Annotated in this window: 16 protein-coding genes; 8 read left to right on the top strand and 8 right to left on the bottom strand. The window is 45.6% G+C overall.

Annotated features, from left to right (window positions below; genetic code table 11):
• Positions 1-46: 46 nt before the first annotated feature.
• The 5 genes from H3V12_RS04605 to rpsF all read right to left on the bottom strand — a co-directional run bounded on the left by H3V12_RS04605 (position 47) and on the right by rpsF (position 4,041).
• Positions 47-1,405 (bottom strand): cyclopropane-fatty-acyl-phospholipid synthase family protein, encoded by a 1,359-nt coding sequence (locus H3V12_RS04605; protein WP_198213100.1) that lies wholly within the window; start codon positions 1,403-1,405, stop codon positions 47-49.
• Between the two features lie 247 nt (positions 1,406-1,652).
• Positions 1,653-2,261: a 50S ribosomal protein L9 gene (gene rplI / locus H3V12_RS04600; protein WP_198213098.1), complete on the bottom strand. Its 609-nt coding sequence runs from the start codon at positions 2,259-2,261 to the stop codon at positions 1,653-1,655.
• 22 nt (positions 2,262-2,283) lie between these two features.
• Positions 2,284-3,264 (bottom strand): hypothetical protein, encoded by a 981-nt coding sequence (locus H3V12_RS04595; RefSeq protein WP_198213096.1) that lies wholly within the window; start codon positions 3,262-3,264, stop codon positions 2,284-2,286.
• A 118-nt stretch (positions 3,265-3,382) separates the two neighbouring features.
• Positions 3,383-3,631, bottom strand: a complete 249-nt coding sequence (gene rpsR / locus H3V12_RS04590) for a 30S ribosomal protein S18 (protein WP_075870048.1) — start codon at positions 3,629-3,631, stop codon at positions 3,383-3,385.
• Complete coding sequence (gene rpsF, locus H3V12_RS04585; RefSeq protein ID WP_075870047.1) at positions 3,631-4,041, bottom strand: 30S ribosomal protein S6; 411 nt, start codon at positions 4,039-4,041, stop codon at positions 3,631-3,633. Before rpsF ends, rpsR begins: the two co-directional genes overlap by 1 nt.
• Positions 4,042-4,380: 339 nt before the next feature.
• On the opposite strand from rpsF, the gene H3V12_RS04580 reads away from it, so the two are divergent.
• From H3V12_RS04580 to gmk, 8 genes are all read left to right on the top strand, one after another.
• Positions 4,381-4,965, top strand: coding sequence for an undecaprenyl-diphosphatase (locus H3V12_RS04580; RefSeq protein ID WP_075870395.1), 585 nt, complete (start codon positions 4,381-4,383; stop codon positions 4,963-4,965).
• 83 nt (positions 4,966-5,048) lie between these two features.
• Entirely contained in the window at positions 5,049-5,993 is a 945-nt protein-coding gene (gene fabD / locus H3V12_RS04575) for an ACP S-malonyltransferase (RefSeq protein WP_075915869.1), read from the top strand.
• A 15-nt stretch (positions 5,994-6,008) separates the two neighbouring features.
• Complete coding sequence (gene fabG / locus H3V12_RS04570) at positions 6,009-6,746, top strand: 3-oxoacyl-[acyl-carrier-protein] reductase (protein ID WP_198213094.1); 738 nt, start codon at positions 6,009-6,011, stop codon at positions 6,744-6,746.
• A gap of 352 nt (positions 6,747-7,098) precedes the next feature.
• Entirely contained in the window at positions 7,099-7,335 is a 237-nt protein-coding gene (locus H3V12_RS04565) for an acyl carrier protein (RefSeq protein WP_075870044.1), read from the top strand.
• Positions 7,336-7,445: 110 nt separating this feature from the next.
• Positions 7,446-8,708 (top strand): beta-ketoacyl-ACP synthase II, encoded by a 1,263-nt coding sequence (gene fabF / locus H3V12_RS04560; protein ID WP_198213092.1) that lies wholly within the window; start codon positions 7,446-7,448, stop codon positions 8,706-8,708.
• Positions 8,709-9,261: 553 nt separating this feature from the next.
• Positions 9,262-10,287 (top strand): endolytic transglycosylase MltG, encoded by a 1,026-nt coding sequence (gene mltG / locus H3V12_RS04555; RefSeq protein WP_343211711.1) that lies wholly within the window; start codon positions 9,262-9,264, stop codon positions 10,285-10,287.
• Between the two features lie 617 nt (positions 10,288-10,904).
• On the top strand, positions 10,905-11,777 hold the full coding sequence (locus tag H3V12_RS04550) for a YicC/YloC family endoribonuclease (protein WP_198213814.1): 873 nt from the start codon (positions 10,905-10,907) through the stop codon (positions 11,775-11,777).
• Positions 11,778-11,838: 61 nt separating this feature from the next.
• Complete coding sequence (gene gmk, locus H3V12_RS04545) at positions 11,839-12,507, top strand: guanylate kinase (protein WP_198213090.1); 669 nt, start codon at positions 11,839-11,841, stop codon at positions 12,505-12,507.
• Positions 12,508-12,753: 246 nt separating this feature from the next.
• Here gmk and rsmA read toward each other — a convergent pair whose 3' ends face one another.
• Genes rsmA through H3V12_RS04530 form a run of 3 tightly spaced genes read right to left on the bottom strand, consistent with a single transcriptional unit; the run spans position 12,754 to position 15,564 of the window.
• A complete protein-coding gene (gene rsmA, locus H3V12_RS04540) occupies positions 12,754-13,590 on the bottom strand; it encodes a 16S rRNA (adenine(1518)-N(6)/adenine(1519)-N(6))-dimethyltransferase RsmA (protein WP_198213088.1) in 837 nt (278 codons plus the stop codon).
• Positions 13,580-14,593 (bottom strand): 4-hydroxythreonine-4-phosphate dehydrogenase PdxA, encoded by a 1,014-nt coding sequence (gene pdxA / locus H3V12_RS04535; RefSeq protein ID WP_198213086.1) that lies wholly within the window; start codon positions 14,591-14,593, stop codon positions 13,580-13,582. The genes rsmA and pdxA overlap by 11 nt, the downstream gene beginning before the upstream one ends.
• Positions 14,593-15,564, bottom strand: coding sequence for a peptidylprolyl isomerase (locus H3V12_RS04530; protein WP_198213084.1), 972 nt, complete (start codon positions 15,562-15,564; stop codon positions 14,593-14,595). The genes pdxA and H3V12_RS04530 overlap by 1 nt, the downstream gene beginning before the upstream one ends.
• Between the last annotated feature and the right edge of the window lie 59 nt (positions 15,565-15,623).

The following is a 15,623-nucleotide window of genomic DNA, read 5'->3' as shown; positions in this document are numbered from 1 at the left end:
GCAAGGAAAGTGGCTTGAAAAGTCTGCTTTTTTGTAGCCACACGACCTATTTCTTTTCTTCTTTCGAAACTTTGGTTTTTCCGTGTGATTTTACAGGTTCCGGGGCAGAAGCACCGCTCGTTTTTTTTGCTGTTCCGGCAGTCTTCTTTTCATCTTTCCGGGTTGCTTCTATATTCGGATCAGCGTCAATTTTTTTAAGTCTGGCTTCTTCTTCGATAATGTAATCGCGAGTCAAGGGAACAGTATCCTGCTTGTGGGCAAGCTGTATCTGAAAAACCATCATACCTTGCCAGCGGAAAGCGCTTTCGGATGCTGCGAGGTAGAATTCCCACATACGGCAAAAACGTTCGTCATAGAGTGCTTTTGCCTCGTCCCAGTGGGCGAGGAAAGCTTCGCGCCAAGCCTTTAATGTTTCGGCATAATGCAACCGTAATATCTCGATATCGGTAATGACAAGGCCACTTTTTTCAATGACCGGTATAACTTCCGATAATGATGGAATATAGCCACCGGGGAAAATATATTTGGCAATCCACGGATTCGTTGCCCCCGGTTCGCCCGAGCGGCCAATTGAATGGAGAACGAAGCGGCCATCCGGTTTCAACAATCTTTTGACATGGTCGAAATATTCTTTGTAATGGCCGATCCCGACATGCTCGAACATACCCACGGAAACGATTTTATCGAAGGCATCATTCAGTTTGCGATAGTCAAGAAGCAAAAATTTGGCTTTATCTTGAAGTCCCATATCTTCGGCGCGCTGGTTGGCAATGCCATGTTGCTCATGGGAAAGCGTAACACCTGTAACATTTGCACCGAGAACCCGTGCAAAATAAAGCCCCAATCCTCCCCAACCGCAGCCGATATCAAGGAGGTTTTCACCTTGCTTGACTTGGAGCTTGGCCGCAAGATGCCGTTTTTTGGCAAGTTGTGCTTCGGCAAGACTGACATTTGGATTTTCAAAATAACCACATGAATATTGACGATCAGGATCAAGAAACATCTCGTAAAGTTTGCCTGACAGATCGTAATGATGTTCGACGTTTTTTGCAGAACGACGCAACGTATTCATCTGGACGAATCGTTTTGTCGCTGTGCGGATGAAATAGAACGCTTTCATCCACAATTCATTTTCTGCAATCGGACCGGTACTTTCAAAAATCGTTTCGAGTAGTGAATAAATATCACCTTTTATAAAAGTAAAACCGCCATCCATATAGGCTTCGCCCAGTTTCAATGCAGGGTCGAGCGCTACCTCGCGTTCCCATTTTGCCGATGTAAAGCGAATTTGAATCGGTGTGCCAGTCTGATCACCGAATTGGTATGTGACCCCGCGTGAATCGGTAATTGTCAAATTACCTTTGGTAATAATGTGGCTGGCAGCCGTCTTCAACAAAGCAAACATCTATCGAGTCCCATCTTTCATTCAATAATTCGGCCGCATGTTTACCCACAGAGGAGTGTTTAAATCAGCTTTCGAAAGTCTATTTCAACCGATGCACCGTTTATAGTGCCCATTTGTTAAAAAAACACCCGACCTTAAAGATCGGGTGTGTTCATTTTTTTTTGACATGTCAAGAAACAACTGTTCCAGACTACTGGGGCAGTGCGTCGCACTCGCAAGTCTTAACTTGTGAACCGACGCAAAAAGCTTATTCAGCTTCCTTTTCTTGAGCCTGTTCCTCGGCCTTTTTCTCTGCTTCGTGTTCGGCACCTTCTTCGTCAAAGACTTCTTCTGCCAAAGGCTGTTCTTCAATTCCGTAAATAGCCTCGATCGAAGTCAAATCCTCGCCGGCAGCCTGACGTTCGGCTTCTTCAGCAGAACGGGCAATATTGATGGTCACATTGACCTGTACTTCCGGGTGGAGATTGACAGCCACATTGTGAAGGCCGATCGACTTGATCGGGTGGTTAAGTTCAACTTGTGTACGAATGATTGAAAAACCGTCAGCGGTAATAACATCGGCAATATCACGTGTCGAAACCGAACCGTATAGCTGGCCTGTTTCACCTGCAGAGCGGATAACTACGAATGTCTTGCCGTCAAGCTTGTCAGCAACTTGTTGGGCTTCGCTCTTGCGTTCAAGATTGCGTGCTTCGAGCTGTGCTCTCTCATTCTCGAATTTCTTTTTGTTGGCCTCGTTTGCACGCAAAGCTTTTCCCTGAGGGAAAAGAAAGTTGCGAGCAAAACCATCTTTTACAGAGACAGTGTCGCCCATTTGCCCCAAGCGGGCAATGCGCTCAAGAAGAATAACATCCATTTTAAATTCCTTTCAGCTGCTTTTATTGTTTTGTTTCGCCGCTTTTGCGGCTTTCTTGAATAGTCGTCCAGATCCCCATCAAAAGCAGAATGAGTGATACCGGTAAGGTGAATACGAAAGTGAAAAGGGCAATGTAGACAAATCCGAGGATGAAAATGCGTCCACTCATGCCGCGAGTAAGGTTGTGCAAATAGGCAAGTCCTGTCATTGAGATTGCCAAAGTAAAGGTTGTGTTGAAGACCGATGCACAAAGATTGAGAAACGTACCGAGCTTAAAAAAAGTGGCACCAAAGGCGACAATAAAAATTACCAGCGCGGGTATTGGTAGACGGAATTTTTTCGGCCAGTCATCGCGCGGGCGTGCAAGCCGTTTCATGCGTTGCGCACCGACAAGCGAAAAATACAAATTCCCGATTAGAAAAAGCACTCCATAAGTGGCCAGACTGCTTGACAACAAAGGAACGATATTGGTTACCAGAAAATCATGGAAGGTGACGATGTCGGCTTCCGATGCCGAATTGGTCTCGCGTAAGGAATTTGCAACAAAATTGGCAACTTCACCCGCAATAATCGGTGTCGTCGGGTTGTTATGCAATATTGTGCCGATAATAACACAAATGATCGAGATAAAGCCTGTCAGTAAAAATATAACCGACGACAGCGGATACCATTGAACTGTGTGTCCTTCTTTATCTGTTTCGGCAAGTCCGAGAAGCCAGGAGCCATAAACAGCCGGAAGAAAAAACAGCAAGGCAAAGCCGAGACCGATATAGAGATTTTGTGCAAACACCAGAACGATTGTTGCTGTGATAAGAGAAATGATACTGGCAATCGTGCCCCAGCCGAATGCAACGATAAAAATCGGCAGAGTCATGAAGCAACCGAGTAGCAGTGCAAGTGGCGGAAAAACCAGAAAAAAACTCATAATAGCTGTTGCAAGGACGGCAGCAAAGAGCCCGCCTAAAATACCCGCCGGAAACGTACTGGATTTTTTTTGCAACATCTGATCGCTGTCCTGCCTTTTTGCAGTTAGGGACTGAAATAACCGCCCCAACTCCGGTTTTATTTAATCCTGCACCGAAAGCAGGAAAAGCAGCCGGCCTAGCCGGCTGCCTGAATTCTTACTTGACGACATAAGGTAGAAGGCCGAGGAAACGGGCGCGCTTGATCGCTTTTGCCAATTCGCGCTGTTTTTTCTGGCTTACTGCAGTAATGCGTGAAGGAACAATCTTGCCGCGCTCTGAAATATAGCGCTGAAGAAGCTTTACATCCTTATAGTCGATCTTTGGTGCGTTAGGACCTGAAAACGGGCAAGTCTTGCGGCGACGATGGAAAGGACGACGGGTTGGAATCTGGCTAATATCAACCATTATTCATCTCCTTCATTGTTTGAATCATCGCGTGAGCGGCGTGGACGACGCGGACGATCTTCATCCTTGCCGTAACGGTCGTCACGATCGCGGCGAGAAAGCATAGCCGACTGGCCTTCTTCAAGCTCGTGAACGCGAACTGTCATGTAACGCAAAATATCTTCGTTGATGCGCATCTGGCGTTCGACTTCTGCAATTGCAGCTGCCGGAGCATCAATATTCATCAATGTATAATAGGCTTTGCGATTCTTGCGAATGCGATAGGTAAGTGTGCGCAAACCCCAATTTTCAATGCGCCCGACTTTGCCACCGTTGGCTTCAATGACGCCCTTGTAGAGTTCTACAAGTTGGTCGACCTGTTGCGGTGCAATATCCTGTCGGGCAAGGAACACATGTTCATAAAGAGCCATTGTTTTGCCTTTCTTCTGTTAATCTTTGTCGACTTTCGGCGCAGAGCCTCTGCGACTTGCCTATTCGGTCGAACCGAAGAAGAAAGGACGCGTGTTTCGAGACATTCGAGAGCGGAGACACGGGAGGCTTGAAACATTAATATTTCCTGCCGCTTTTAAAAGCGACCCTCCGTTCAACCCCCGGCCAAATGTCGACAATGAACGGGCGGTGTTTACAGGTTATTTGGAAAAATAGCAAGTGAGGAAAGCAACTAAAATATGTTTTTGGGTTGGAAGAACGATGCTGTCGATATATGAGTGATGAAAATGCAAACAGCCAATTTTCGGAGTTCTGGCAAAATGGCTTTTCTGGAAAATATCGACATTCTCATTTTCAATTTCTTCGCCGCGACCCCGCAAACATCAACGCTGTTTGCATATTTCGGAATCGGATGTGCGAAATTTCTCATCTATTTTATTCCCTTTCATCTCATTATATTATGGTTTCTTGGTGGGCGAGGTGAAAGACAAGCGGCACTTTCCATTGTCATTTCCGTTGCTATAGCGCTGATTTTCAGTTTTATTATAGGACATCTTTGTTATCGACCGCGCCCTTTTGTGGCAGGAATCGTCAAAGCTCTTATCGAGCACAAGGAAAATGCTTCCTTCCCGAGCAATCATGCTTTGATTTTCACAATCTATGTTTTTTCATTATATTGGTATCGTTATAAACAAGTTGCACGCGTTGCACTTGTTCTAGGGGTACTCACTTGTTGGGGTCGCATCTTTACAGGTGTGCATTATCCTTCCGACATCCTTGGAGGGGTTGTTCTGGGACTTGTTATTTCCGTGCTTGTTATCCGTTTTCTTGTACCATTTGTACCGAAGTTTGTTTATGAGCTCCCTTATTCACCGAAAGGCAGGGGAACAGATTTACAAGCCTAATCCATGATGTTCGGCTTGACTTTATGCTGTTTTATAGGTCAAGACCTCCTAATCTTTGTTTTTAAGCCAGGGAGTAAACTCTAATGGTCTGTGCATTTACGTTTCCCGGTCAGGGAAGTCAGACAGTTGGTATGGGCAAGGCCCTTTCGGATCAATTTCCTGAAGCGCGGTCAGTTTTTGAAGAAGTCGATGATGCTTTGGGCGAAAAACTCTCGTCGGTTATGTTTGAAGGGCCGGAAGATGTTTTGACATTGACCGCCAATGCGCAACCGGCATTGATGGCTGTTTCGATGGCTGTTATCAGAGTGCTTGAGAAAAATGGCCTTGATCTTAAGAACAAGGTTTCATTTGTTGCCGGACATTCTCTTGGTGAATATTCAGCCCTTTGTGCTGCAGGTACCTTTAGCCTTGCCGACACTGCGCGGCTACTTAGAACTCGTGGAAATGCTATGCAGGAAGCAGTTGCTGTAGGTGAGGGTGCTATGGCGGCAATTATCGGTCTTGAAGAAAACATTGTTGCAGAAATTTGTAGTTCGGTTCTTGGAGAAGGTGTTTGCGAGATCGCCAATGATAATGGCGGCGGGCAACTTGTTATTTCAGGAGCGACAAAAGCCGTTAATGCAGCGGTAAAACTTGCAACAGAAAAGGGCGCAAAGAGGGCCATTCTGCTTTCTGTTTCAGCCCCGTTCCATTCAAGTTTGATGCAGCCAGCTGCCGAAGCGATGCATGATGCTCTTCTGGATGTAAATAAACTTCCACCTAGTGTGCCGGTTGTTCCCAATATTTCTGTGAAACCGGAAACCGATCCGGATAAGATCATCGAACTGCTGGTTCGTCAGGTGACAGGTCGGGTTAGGTGGCGTGAAACCGTGGAATGGTTTGCTGCACATAATGTCGACACACTTTTTGAAATCGGTAGCGGAAAAGTTCTGACCGGGCTTGCAAGGCGAATCGACCGGAATTTGACCGGCCTGACCGTCGGAACAGCAGACGAGATAGAAAATGCCTTGAAGACACTTGGCGTATGATTGAGGAATTTGACGATGTTTGATTTGAAAGGGCGTAAAGCACTTGTAACCGGCGCAACCGGCGGCATAGGAGAAGCGATAGCTCGCGGGTTGCATGAACAAGGTGCAATAGTTGGACTTCATGGCACACGCGAAGAAAAGTTAAAAGCTTTGGCTCATGACCTTGGCGATAATTGCTTTATCTTTCCGGCAGATCTTTCCAAACGCGAAGAAGTAGCAGCATTGGCCGAAAAAGCAGAAAGCACGCTCGATGGCGTGGATATTCTGGTCAATAATGCCGGAATTACCCGCGATGGTCTTTTTGTTCGGATGAGTGATCGCGATTGGGATGATGTGTTGGCGGTTAATCTATCAGCCGTATTTTTTCTGACTCGAGCCTTGACACATCCGATGATGCGCCGTCGCTATGGCCGCATTATCAATATTTCCTCTATTGTCGGTGTTACCGGCAATCCCGGTCAAACCAATTATTGTGCAACGAAAGCCGGTGTCATAGGTTTTTCGAAATCTCTCGCTCAAGAAATTGCCAGCCGCAATGTGACAGTCAATTGCATTGCTCCGGGTTTTATTGAGTCGGCAATGACGGATAAACTCAATGACAAACAGAAGGAAACCATCATGTCTGCTATTCCGATGAAGCGGATAGGGACAACTAAAGATGTGGCAGCTGCCGCTATTTATCTAGCAAGCGACGAGGCGGCCTTTGTCACCGGTCAGACATTGCACGTCAATGGCGGAATGGCAATGATTTGACAAAAACATCCGTAAAGACTCGGGATTGGAGTTTTTACGGATGATAAAAATTGCGGCGTTGTCTTCTAAATTTTGTGCGTTGTGAGCGTTAACTTTAGAAAAAGGACACTATTTCGGCACAAAATGAAGAGAAACACGCGAATTATGGTAAAATATCTTTGCGTCTTGGCGTCGAGCATGGTAATTGGCGCCTTTAAGGCCGGTGAGTGAAACCGGTTGATCCCGTTATGGGATATCCACAGGGTGTGTTTGAAAACCTAAAAATGATAGGTGTAAATGCATCTATTGCTTGATTAGATGAGCCCGTGCCGCTAACCAAGGCAGGGAAAACAACAAAAGTCGAGGATCCGACATGAGTGATACAGCAGAACGCGTCAAGAAAATCGTCATCGAACATCTTGGTGTTGATGCAAATAAAGTAACCGAAAACGCAAGTTTCATTGACGATCTTGGTGCCGATAGTCTTGACACCGTAGAATTGGTCATGGCTTTTGAAGAAGAATTCGGTGTAGAAATTCCGGATGACGCAGCCGAAACGATTTTGACCGTTGGCGATGCCGTCAAGTTTATTGATAAGGCTTCGGCCTGATTGACCGCGGAGGCAGAAACTGGAAAAGGTTTTTGTCTCCTTTTATTTGTTTTACTCGTGAATGAACGGGTATTTTCGGGTTTAAAGTTGAACGATTGGGATTTGGAAGTATGAGACGTGTCGTCATTACCGGTTTGGGATTGGTTTCTCCACTGGCCGGCGACGTGGAACATAGCTGGAAACGGCTTCTTGAAGGCAAAAGCGGCGTTCGTCGTGTTACCGAGTTTGAAGTCGATGATCTTCCATGCCAGATAGCAGGCCGTATTCCGTTAGGTGACGGCAGCAATGGTACATTCAATGCCGATCTTCATATGGAACCTAAAGAGCAGCGCAAAGTCGATCCGTTCATTCTTTACGCGATGGGAGCTGCCGACGAGGCGCTCGACGATGCTGGTTGGCATCCGACAAGTGATGAAGACCAGATTCGCACCGGTGTTATGATCGGTTCGGGTATTGGCGGTGTCGAAGGCATTGTCGAAGCCGGATATACGTTGCGCGACAAAGGGCCAAGGCGCATATCGCCGTTTTTTATTCCCGGTCGTCTTATCAATCTCGCATCCGGTTACGTTTCGATAAAGCATCAGTTGCGCGGGCCTAATCATGCAGTTGTTACTGCGTGTTCTACCGGTTCACATGCGATTGGTGATGCTTCCCGACTGATCGCACTTGATGATGCCGATGTTATGCTTGCCGGCGGGACCGAATCTCCTGTCAATCGTATTTCGTTAGCGGGATTTGCTGCGTGCAAGGCACTTTCTACAGGCCGCAACAATGACCCTGAACATGCCTCGCGTCCATATGATGTCGATCGCGACGGATTTGTAATGGGTGAAGGTTCTGCCATTGTCGTTTTGGAAGAACTTGAACACGCCAAAAAACGCGGTGCAAAAATTTATGCCGAAGTTATCGGCTACGGTTTGTCTGGTGATGCCCACCATATAACGGCGCCATCCGAAAGTGGAGAGGGGGCCGAACGGTGCATGCGCGCAGCCATTAAACGCGCCAGAATTGATCCGTCCGAAATTGACTATATCAATGCACATGGGACTTCGACCATGGCTGATACGATCGAGCTTGCAGCTGTCGAACGGGTTATGGGTGAAAATGCTTCAAAAGTATCGATGTCCTCGACAAAATCGTCGATTGGCCATCTTTTGGGCGCAGCCGGTGCAGCGGAAGCTATTTTTAGTGTTCTTGCAATACGTGATAATATAGCACCGGCGACAATCAATCTTGATCATCCCTCTGTCGAGACGAAGATAGATCTTGTTCCGCATAAGCCGCGGGAACGCAAGATTGACACTGTTCTATCCAACTCATTCGGATTTGGTGGAACCAATGCATCCTTGATTATGCGGCGTTTTTCAAAATAATACACGATCTTGAGAAAAGTTCACCTTTTCTCCAAGTTCTGCAAATTTTGCCGCAATTTTGCGATAAGCGGTAGAAACCGGAAATTTATAGCAAACGGGATGTGTGCTTATGTCTGACGAAGAAAAAAAGATGACATCCGACAGGACTGAGTCTTTGACATCGAAGTCAGAAATAAAGCGGTCAGAGCCTGATGAACCAATAGCCTCGTCGGAGAAAAATTCTCCACTACCTGAAGCCTCTCCGTTATCGGAAAATACAGATAAAAATGCAGCGTCAGACAGAGAAAAGTCTGTCGGCCAAGCAGCTTTGCAAAGCGATCGGGACGAAAAAGAAGAGGGAGGTAAAGCAACCTCCGAAGTCCTGAAATCATCATCCCTGCCAGAGGCTGAAGCAGCGGGTCAAAATCCTTCGATTTTGCAAAATAGCGTACCTCGTGTCCTAGACGATCAATCGGTACAGAATAATCAACAATCCACTCCGGTCGGAAATGACAAAGTTCCGGAAGAGCCGGATGATACAAATGGAGCCAGAGGAAAAGCCGACGCAAAAAAAATAAAAGTCAAGCCGAGTCGGTCAAAGGTTGCCCGCAACCCTTTGATTATTCTTGGTAATTTTTTCCTTATGCTGGTGATAGTCATCATTCTGGCAATCACGATACCGATATATGTCGGAAAGAATATGTTTGTTGCGACCGGTCCCCAATCGAACGAACAAGTGGTTCTTATCAATCAGGGGGCCGGTATTAGGGAAATTGCTTCAATTCTTGAAAAACAAGGCTTGATAAGATCGGCAGATATTTTTGTTTATGGTGTTGGCTATCAGGATAAGGCAAGGCTTCTGAAGGCTGGTGAATATGCCATACCTGCACATGCTTCAATGAAGGATATCATGGATATTCTGGTGGAGGGAAAGTCGATCGAGCATGCGTTCACAGTGCCTGAAGGACTTACCGTCGCACAGGTTTTCGACCGTCTGGCAGCAAATGATGTTCTGGTAGGCGATTTACCAAAAGTTTTACCGCCAGAAGGAAGCTTAATGGCCAACACTGTCAATTTTATTCGTGGAACGACTCGCGAACAGATTGTCAAACGTTTACATGATGGGCAACAAAAACTGGTTGCGGATATCTGGGCGAAACGTGCTCCCGATTTACCAATAAAAAATATCGACGAGTTCGTAACACTCGCATCAATTGTTGAAAAAGAAACCGGTATTGCAACCGAACGACCACAAGTGGCCGCCGTTTTTTATAATAGGCTTGCCAAGAATATGCGTCTGCAATCGGATCCGACGGTTATTTACGGCTTGTTCGGGGGCAAAGGCAAACCGTCGAATCGGCCGATTTATCAATCTGATCTTGATAAAGACACGCCTTACAATACTTATAAAATAAACGGTCTTCCTCCCACGCCGATTGCCAATCCCGGACGGGACGCCCTCGAAGCGGTGGCCAACCCGCCGAAGAGCGACGCGCTATATTTCGTGGCAGATGGTACAGGCGGACATGTTTTCTCCAAAACTCTGGACGAACATAATGCAAATGTGCGTAAATGGCGCGCGATGCAGAAAAATGACTGATTGGTTTTAACCGGTTCCGGATATTTAAAATTAAGTCGGAAAATAGGTACTTATCGGCGCTTGCTTCAAATTGACGACTGTGTTCCAGTCGTTTTTTATTTTCTATAAAGAGTTATAAACCTAGGGGTGCTGTTTCGAATCGGCAGTTTATACACGTTTGGGTTATGTTTTTTCGATCTAATCGGCTGCAATTTTTCGAACGCGTTTTTCATCTTTCCTATTTTTGTACAGTCTGGTTGAAACGTTGATGTTCGGCGGCAGGAGGATGAATTGCCTTGTTTATATTTGATGTTATAAAAGCGGCACTTTAACCGGAACAGTGTTAAAAAATGACAGCAATCAAATAAACAAACTATCAGGAAATATACACTACGCACGCAGTGTCTGGTCGCGATTGTTTGCAGATTATGGTCATTAACAGGTTGTCGACACGTGCTATTGAATTCAAATTTCCGACCATTTCAGTTAATAGGGAACTGCTAGAATGAGAGTCTATGAATTTTTGAAGTGCATTGACGGTTGGGGTAAAAAGTCGATTTCGCCAATCGATTTGATGTCAAACAACTGCGCTAAGGGTTAAGCCGTTTTTTTACAGGAGTTTTTTTACATTGCAGAGTATGACAGGATTTGCCAGAGCGAGTGTGTCGACGGAAAGTGCCACTATTGTATGGGAAACTCGCTCGGTTAATGGCAGAAATCTTGATTTGAGATTTCGTTCGAACATTGCCATTGATGCTATCGAATATGAATTGAAGAAGAAGGCGGGAGATGTTTTTTCACGGGGAAATATAAATTGCTTGCTTAATGTTTCTTTTTCGGCTGGAAGCAGTCACCCTCGTATCAATCAGGATTACCTTGATTGGGCTTTGAAATTTTCAAACGAACTGGAACAAGCTTATGGCATTCAGAAACCGACTATCGACGGATTGTTAGGAATAAAGGGCATCGTCGAATACGGAACGCCGGAAAACGAAACCATCGAAAATACCGATTTGAAGCTTGCGATTATCAAGGGGTTTGACGTTGCCCTTCACGATTTGACATTTGCCCGCGAAAAAGAAGGAGCAACACTCAATAAAATCCTGTCTGGACAAATCGATACAATCGAAACATTGGTAAGTAGAGCCAGAAACGATCCGTCACGTTCGCGCGAAGCGATAAAGGAGCGACTAAAAACGCAGGTGTCTGCACTCCTTGACTCCAGTGATAAACTCGATGACCAACGGTTGGAAATGGAAGCGGTCCTTCTGGTAACCAAAGTAGATATTCAGGAAGAACTTGACCGGCTTGACGGACACATCGAAGCAGCAAGATATTTGCTTGGATTGAATGAACCCGTTGGTCGTCGATTGGACTTTCTGGCTCAGGAATTTAATCGTGAAACCAATACACTGTGCTCCAAGGCGCATACAGCTTCCCTTTCGGCCGCAGGTCTGTCATTAAAGGCGGTGATTGACCAGTTCAGAGAACAAATTCAGAATGTCGAATAGACCGATGTTTTGAAATTTTGTGCCATGATGGGGTCACGAAAAATCTGAAGGACTATGTATAATGGAAAACACCTCTGAACGTGAACGCAATTTAAAGAACGCGGGCAAAAGACGCGGAGTGTTGATGGTAATTTCATCCCCATCGGGAGCAGGAAAATCCACATTGTCACGTTTATTGCTGGAAGATGGTCATCTCGGCTTGTCGATCAGTGTGACGACGCGTGAACGCCGGTCAAGCGAGATAAACGGCGTTCATTATCATTTTATTAGCAAAGAAGAATTCGAGCGTAAGCGCGATAATGATGAATTGATCGAGTGGGCGGAAGTCCACGGTCATTATTACGGTACTTTGCGTGAAACAGTGGATAAAGCTTTGGCAGCGGGGCGCGATATGCTCTTTGATATCGACTATCAAGGTGCACAGCAATTGCAGGAGAAGATGCCTGATGACGTTGTTTCCATTTTTATTCTTCCGCCGTCAATGAAAGAATTGAAGTCGCGCTTGAATAGACGAGCCGAAGATGCGCCGGATGTTATCGACCTCAGGCTCCATAACGCTCGTGGCGAGATTGAACATTATAAATCTTATGACTATGTGATTATTAATGAAGATTTGGAGCAATCTTTTTCGCTTATTAAAACAATTCATCTGGCCGAAGCAATGAAACGGCGGCGCTGTGTCTACGTTGATTCGTTTGTGGACGGATTGCTACAGGAAAAACTTGAATAGTTTTTTACAACGTCTAATAAGCACAAGCAAAAAAGCTGATCGGTGGCTCATTGAACGACCAATGAGAAAAAAAGATGTGAGCTATTTTTGTTTCATGCGATAAAATTTTGGAAAATTCGAACGAGCGAACGTATTGAACAATAAATGTTGGTTGCTAAACCAACAAACACAAATCTTGGGGGCAATAGTAGAACTTCTGTTCCGCCACTGTTTAAAAGTTTTAACGTTCAGGTCTTAATTCGTTACTCACTGTTGAACTTCAATTGCTTGAGCCAGAGAGACGAATTCCTTTATATCTAACGTTTCTGCACGTCGGGTGCCATCAATTCCGGTTTGTTTCATTAGAGTTTCTCCACCAAGCGATTTGAGACTTTGACGGAGCATTTTTCGTCTTTGTCCGAATGCCGCTTTGGTAACCTTTTCGAGGCTCTCTATTGCGCAGGGCAGGGGATTATCATTGGGGATAATGTGGACAACTGAAGATGTCACCTTCGGTGGCGGTGTGAAGGCTTGCCGCGGAACATCAAAGGCAATCCGTGCATGTGTGCGCCAGCCGGCAAGAACTGCCAGACGACCATAATGTGGCGTACCTGGAAGTGCTACAATGCGTTGCGCAACCTCTTTTTGGAACATCAGCGTCATGGATTCATAAAAAGGTGGCCAAGGCTCAATGGTAAGCCAGCGGATTAAAAGTTCGGTACCGATATTATAGGGAAGATTGGCAACGATCGCGGGTTTTTCTCCACTTTTGAAAAGGCTTTCAAAATCTTGCTCTAGGGCATCCCCTGATATGATTTTGAGTCTTTCAGGATACACATTGGAAATTTCGTCAAGTGCAGCAAGGCAGCGTGTATCACGTTCGATAACTGTAACGGTAGCGCCTTGTGAAAGTAGGGCACGTGTGAGTCCTCCTGGGCCGGGCCCGATTTCCAATACGTCTCTGCCCTTTAGATCACCGGCCTGACGGGCAATTTTCGCGGTTAAATTAAGGTCGAATAGAAAATTCTGGCCAAGAGATTTTTTTGCACTGAGACCAAAAGTTTCTATAACTTCTCGCAGAGGTGGAAGTGAATCAATTGACATGATGGTGAGAATTTTTAGCGAGGTTATCGGCAAGTGTTAATGCAGCGATAAAACTTTCCGGCGAAGCTATTCCCTTTCCGGCTATGTCGAATGCCGTTCCGTGGTCGGGAGATGTCCGGATAAACGGAAGCCCCAAAGTAACATTGACAGTGTCGTCAAAGCCGATTGTTTTAACAGGTATTAACGCTTGATCATGATACATACACAAAGCGACATCGTAATTTTTGCGTGCACGTGCATTGAACATAGTGTCAGAAGGAAGTGGACCAATCACCTTTATTCCACGAGAACGCAGAATATCCATCGCCGGTTTTATGACTGTTTTTTCCTCAATCCCCATAGCTCCGCCTTCACCGGCATGCGGATTAAGACCGGCTATTGCAAGTCGCGGATTTTTTATTGCAAACCGTTCGGATAAGTCATGGGCGACGATAATTGCTGTTTCGACCAGCAATTCTTTGGTCAAAGTGCGAGGAACTTTCTCTATCGCAATATGGACTGTGACCGGAATGGTTCTTAATTGCGGGCCCGCAAGCATCATAACGGGTTGATAGTGTTTATCATTGAGCTTTTCCGCTAGATCGGCCAAAAACTCTGTGTGTCCCGGAAAGTGAAAACCCGCATCGTAAAGAATTTTTTTAGCTATTGGACACGTGACTAACGCTGATGCCTTTTTATCATGGACATAATGGACGCCACGTTCAATCGCTTCAATAATTCCGGCAGCATTTTTTGATGAAGGTTGGCCGGGCACGGCCGATTGACGGTTATATAACGGAACAATGGGAAAAGAATCTTCAAATTCTTCCGACACATCGTCTCCTTCGACGATTGCCGTACGAACATCCATATTCAATAACGAAATAGTTTTTTCGACAATGTCGGCATCGGCCAGAACAAAGAAAGCCGGCACACAGCGTGAATGGCGTTGTTGCCAAGCTTTCAGCGCAATTTCCAATCCTATTCCGGCAGGATCACCACTGCTAACGGCAAGCGAAGACATCAAGGATTTTCAATGCGGGCCTTTTCCCGCAATTCCTTGACATATTTTGCACTTAAATCTTCAGCCTTTTTATCTCCGGATTTCTCGTTATCCTGAATGGTGAAGACCAATTGTGCAACCTTATCATCCGAAACTTTTTTAATGTTGCATACAGCAAGGGCTTCAACGCCTCTCGCTGTTTCTTGTGGCGGGGTCATGCGACCGGCTGGTGTTGCCTTGACGGACTTTTCCCATTCTTCCGGTAATTGGGGCTCAAGAACCCGACCGAGATTACGGATTGTAACATCAATCATACCGGTTGCTTGCTGTTTAAGGTTCGCACAACCGGAAAATTTCGACCGGAAGAGTTCTGCATCCTGTTTGCGTTTTCCTAATATCGCACTACGTCGATTATTAGGAACGACGAAAATCACTTGTTGCAATTCATATTCGTTGGTAGTCGGTTTTACGCCACCATTTTTGAGCATACGCTGTACCGCTTCCTGTTCGGTAATTATTCCACCTTCAGCACGGTAACGAGCACTTACAAGACGCCCCCAGCCCATCTGGACCCGGATATAATTTTTAAAATGTTCAGCGGTTACCCCAGCTTTTCCAAGCATATCTGTGAGTTGAGCCACCGTCATATGATTACGCTCGGCAAAGCCGTTGAAAGCTTTATTGACTTCGTCGTCGCTAACATCGATATTCCGCTTTTTCATTTCGACGCGTTTAAGCATCTCTTCGATGAGTTCATCTTTGGCTTGCGAAGTTAAATTACCGGTCTTCCTCTGTAATTTCAGGAAGGCAGCGCGTCTTTGAATATCATAATTGGTAATTGCGTTACCATTGACAATGACGGCGACAGCTGTTTGAGCCGAAGCTTCTGCCTGCGGTGCTCGTGGTGCACAAAAGGCATTGCTGTGTAAAAAAGTTACGCCGATGAGCAACGCGATACATAATGCCAATGAGCTATTTTTCATGTTTTTCATTGTTCTAAGCTTCCGCTTTTCGCCAAATATTCTCAATAAATAATCTTTTATCGTTCTTA

This window comes from Bartonella sp. W8167, from assembly GCF_016100335.1.
Classification (GTDB): Bacteria; Pseudomonadota; Alphaproteobacteria; order Rhizobiales; family Rhizobiaceae; genus Bartonella; species Bartonella apis.
This window is presented reverse-complemented; position numbering and strand designations above follow the sequence as displayed.

Coding starts and splice junctions, on each gene's coding strand:
- rpsF (WP_075870047.1), bottom strand. CDS start 4,041: ATGGCTCTTTATGAACATGTGTTCCTTGCCCGACAGGATATTGCACCG.
- fabD (WP_075915869.1), top strand. CDS start 5,049: ATGGTCTGTGCATTTACGTTTCCCGGTCAGGGAAGTCAGACAGTTGGT.
- H3V12_RS04580 (WP_075870395.1), top strand. CDS start 4,381: ATGGCTTTTCTGGAAAATATCGACATTCTCATTTTCAATTTCTTCGCC.
- rsmA (WP_198213088.1), bottom strand. CDS start 13,590: ATGTCAATTGATTCACTTCCACCTCTGCGAGAAGTTATAGAAACTTTT.
- pdxA (WP_198213086.1), bottom strand. CDS start 14,593: ATGTCTTCGCTTGCCGTTAGCAGTGGTGATCCTGCCGGAATAGGATTG.
- H3V12_RS04565 (WP_075870044.1), top strand. CDS start 7,099: ATGAGTGATACAGCAGAACGCGTCAAGAAAATCGTCATCGAACATCTT.
- H3V12_RS04605 (WP_198213100.1), bottom strand. CDS start 1,405: ATGTTTGCTTTGTTGAAGACGGCTGCCAGCCACATTATTACCAAAGGT.
- rplI (WP_198213098.1), bottom strand. CDS start 2,261: ATGGATGTTATTCTTCTTGAGCGCATTGCCCGCTTGGGGCAAATGGGC.
- H3V12_RS04530 (WP_198213084.1), bottom strand. CDS start 15,564: ATGAAAAACATGAAAAATAGCTCATTGGCATTATGTATCGCGTTGCTC.
- H3V12_RS04550 (WP_198213814.1), top strand. CDS start 10,905: ATGACAGGATTTGCCAGAGCGAGTGTGTCGACGGAAAGTGCCACTATT.
- H3V12_RS04595 (WP_198213096.1), bottom strand. CDS start 3,264: ATGTTGCAAAAAAAATCCAGTACGTTTCCGGCGGGTATTTTAGGCGGG.
- fabG (WP_198213094.1), top strand. CDS start 6,009: ATGTTTGATTTGAAAGGGCGTAAAGCACTTGTAACCGGCGCAACCGGC.
- rpsR (WP_075870048.1), bottom strand. CDS start 3,631: ATGGTTGATATTAGCCAGATTCCAACCCGTCGTCCTTTCCATCGTCGC.
- fabF (WP_198213092.1), top strand. CDS start 7,446: ATGAGACGTGTCGTCATTACCGGTTTGGGATTGGTTTCTCCACTGGCC.
- gmk (WP_198213090.1), top strand. CDS start 11,839: ATGGAAAACACCTCTGAACGTGAACGCAATTTAAAGAACGCGGGCAAA.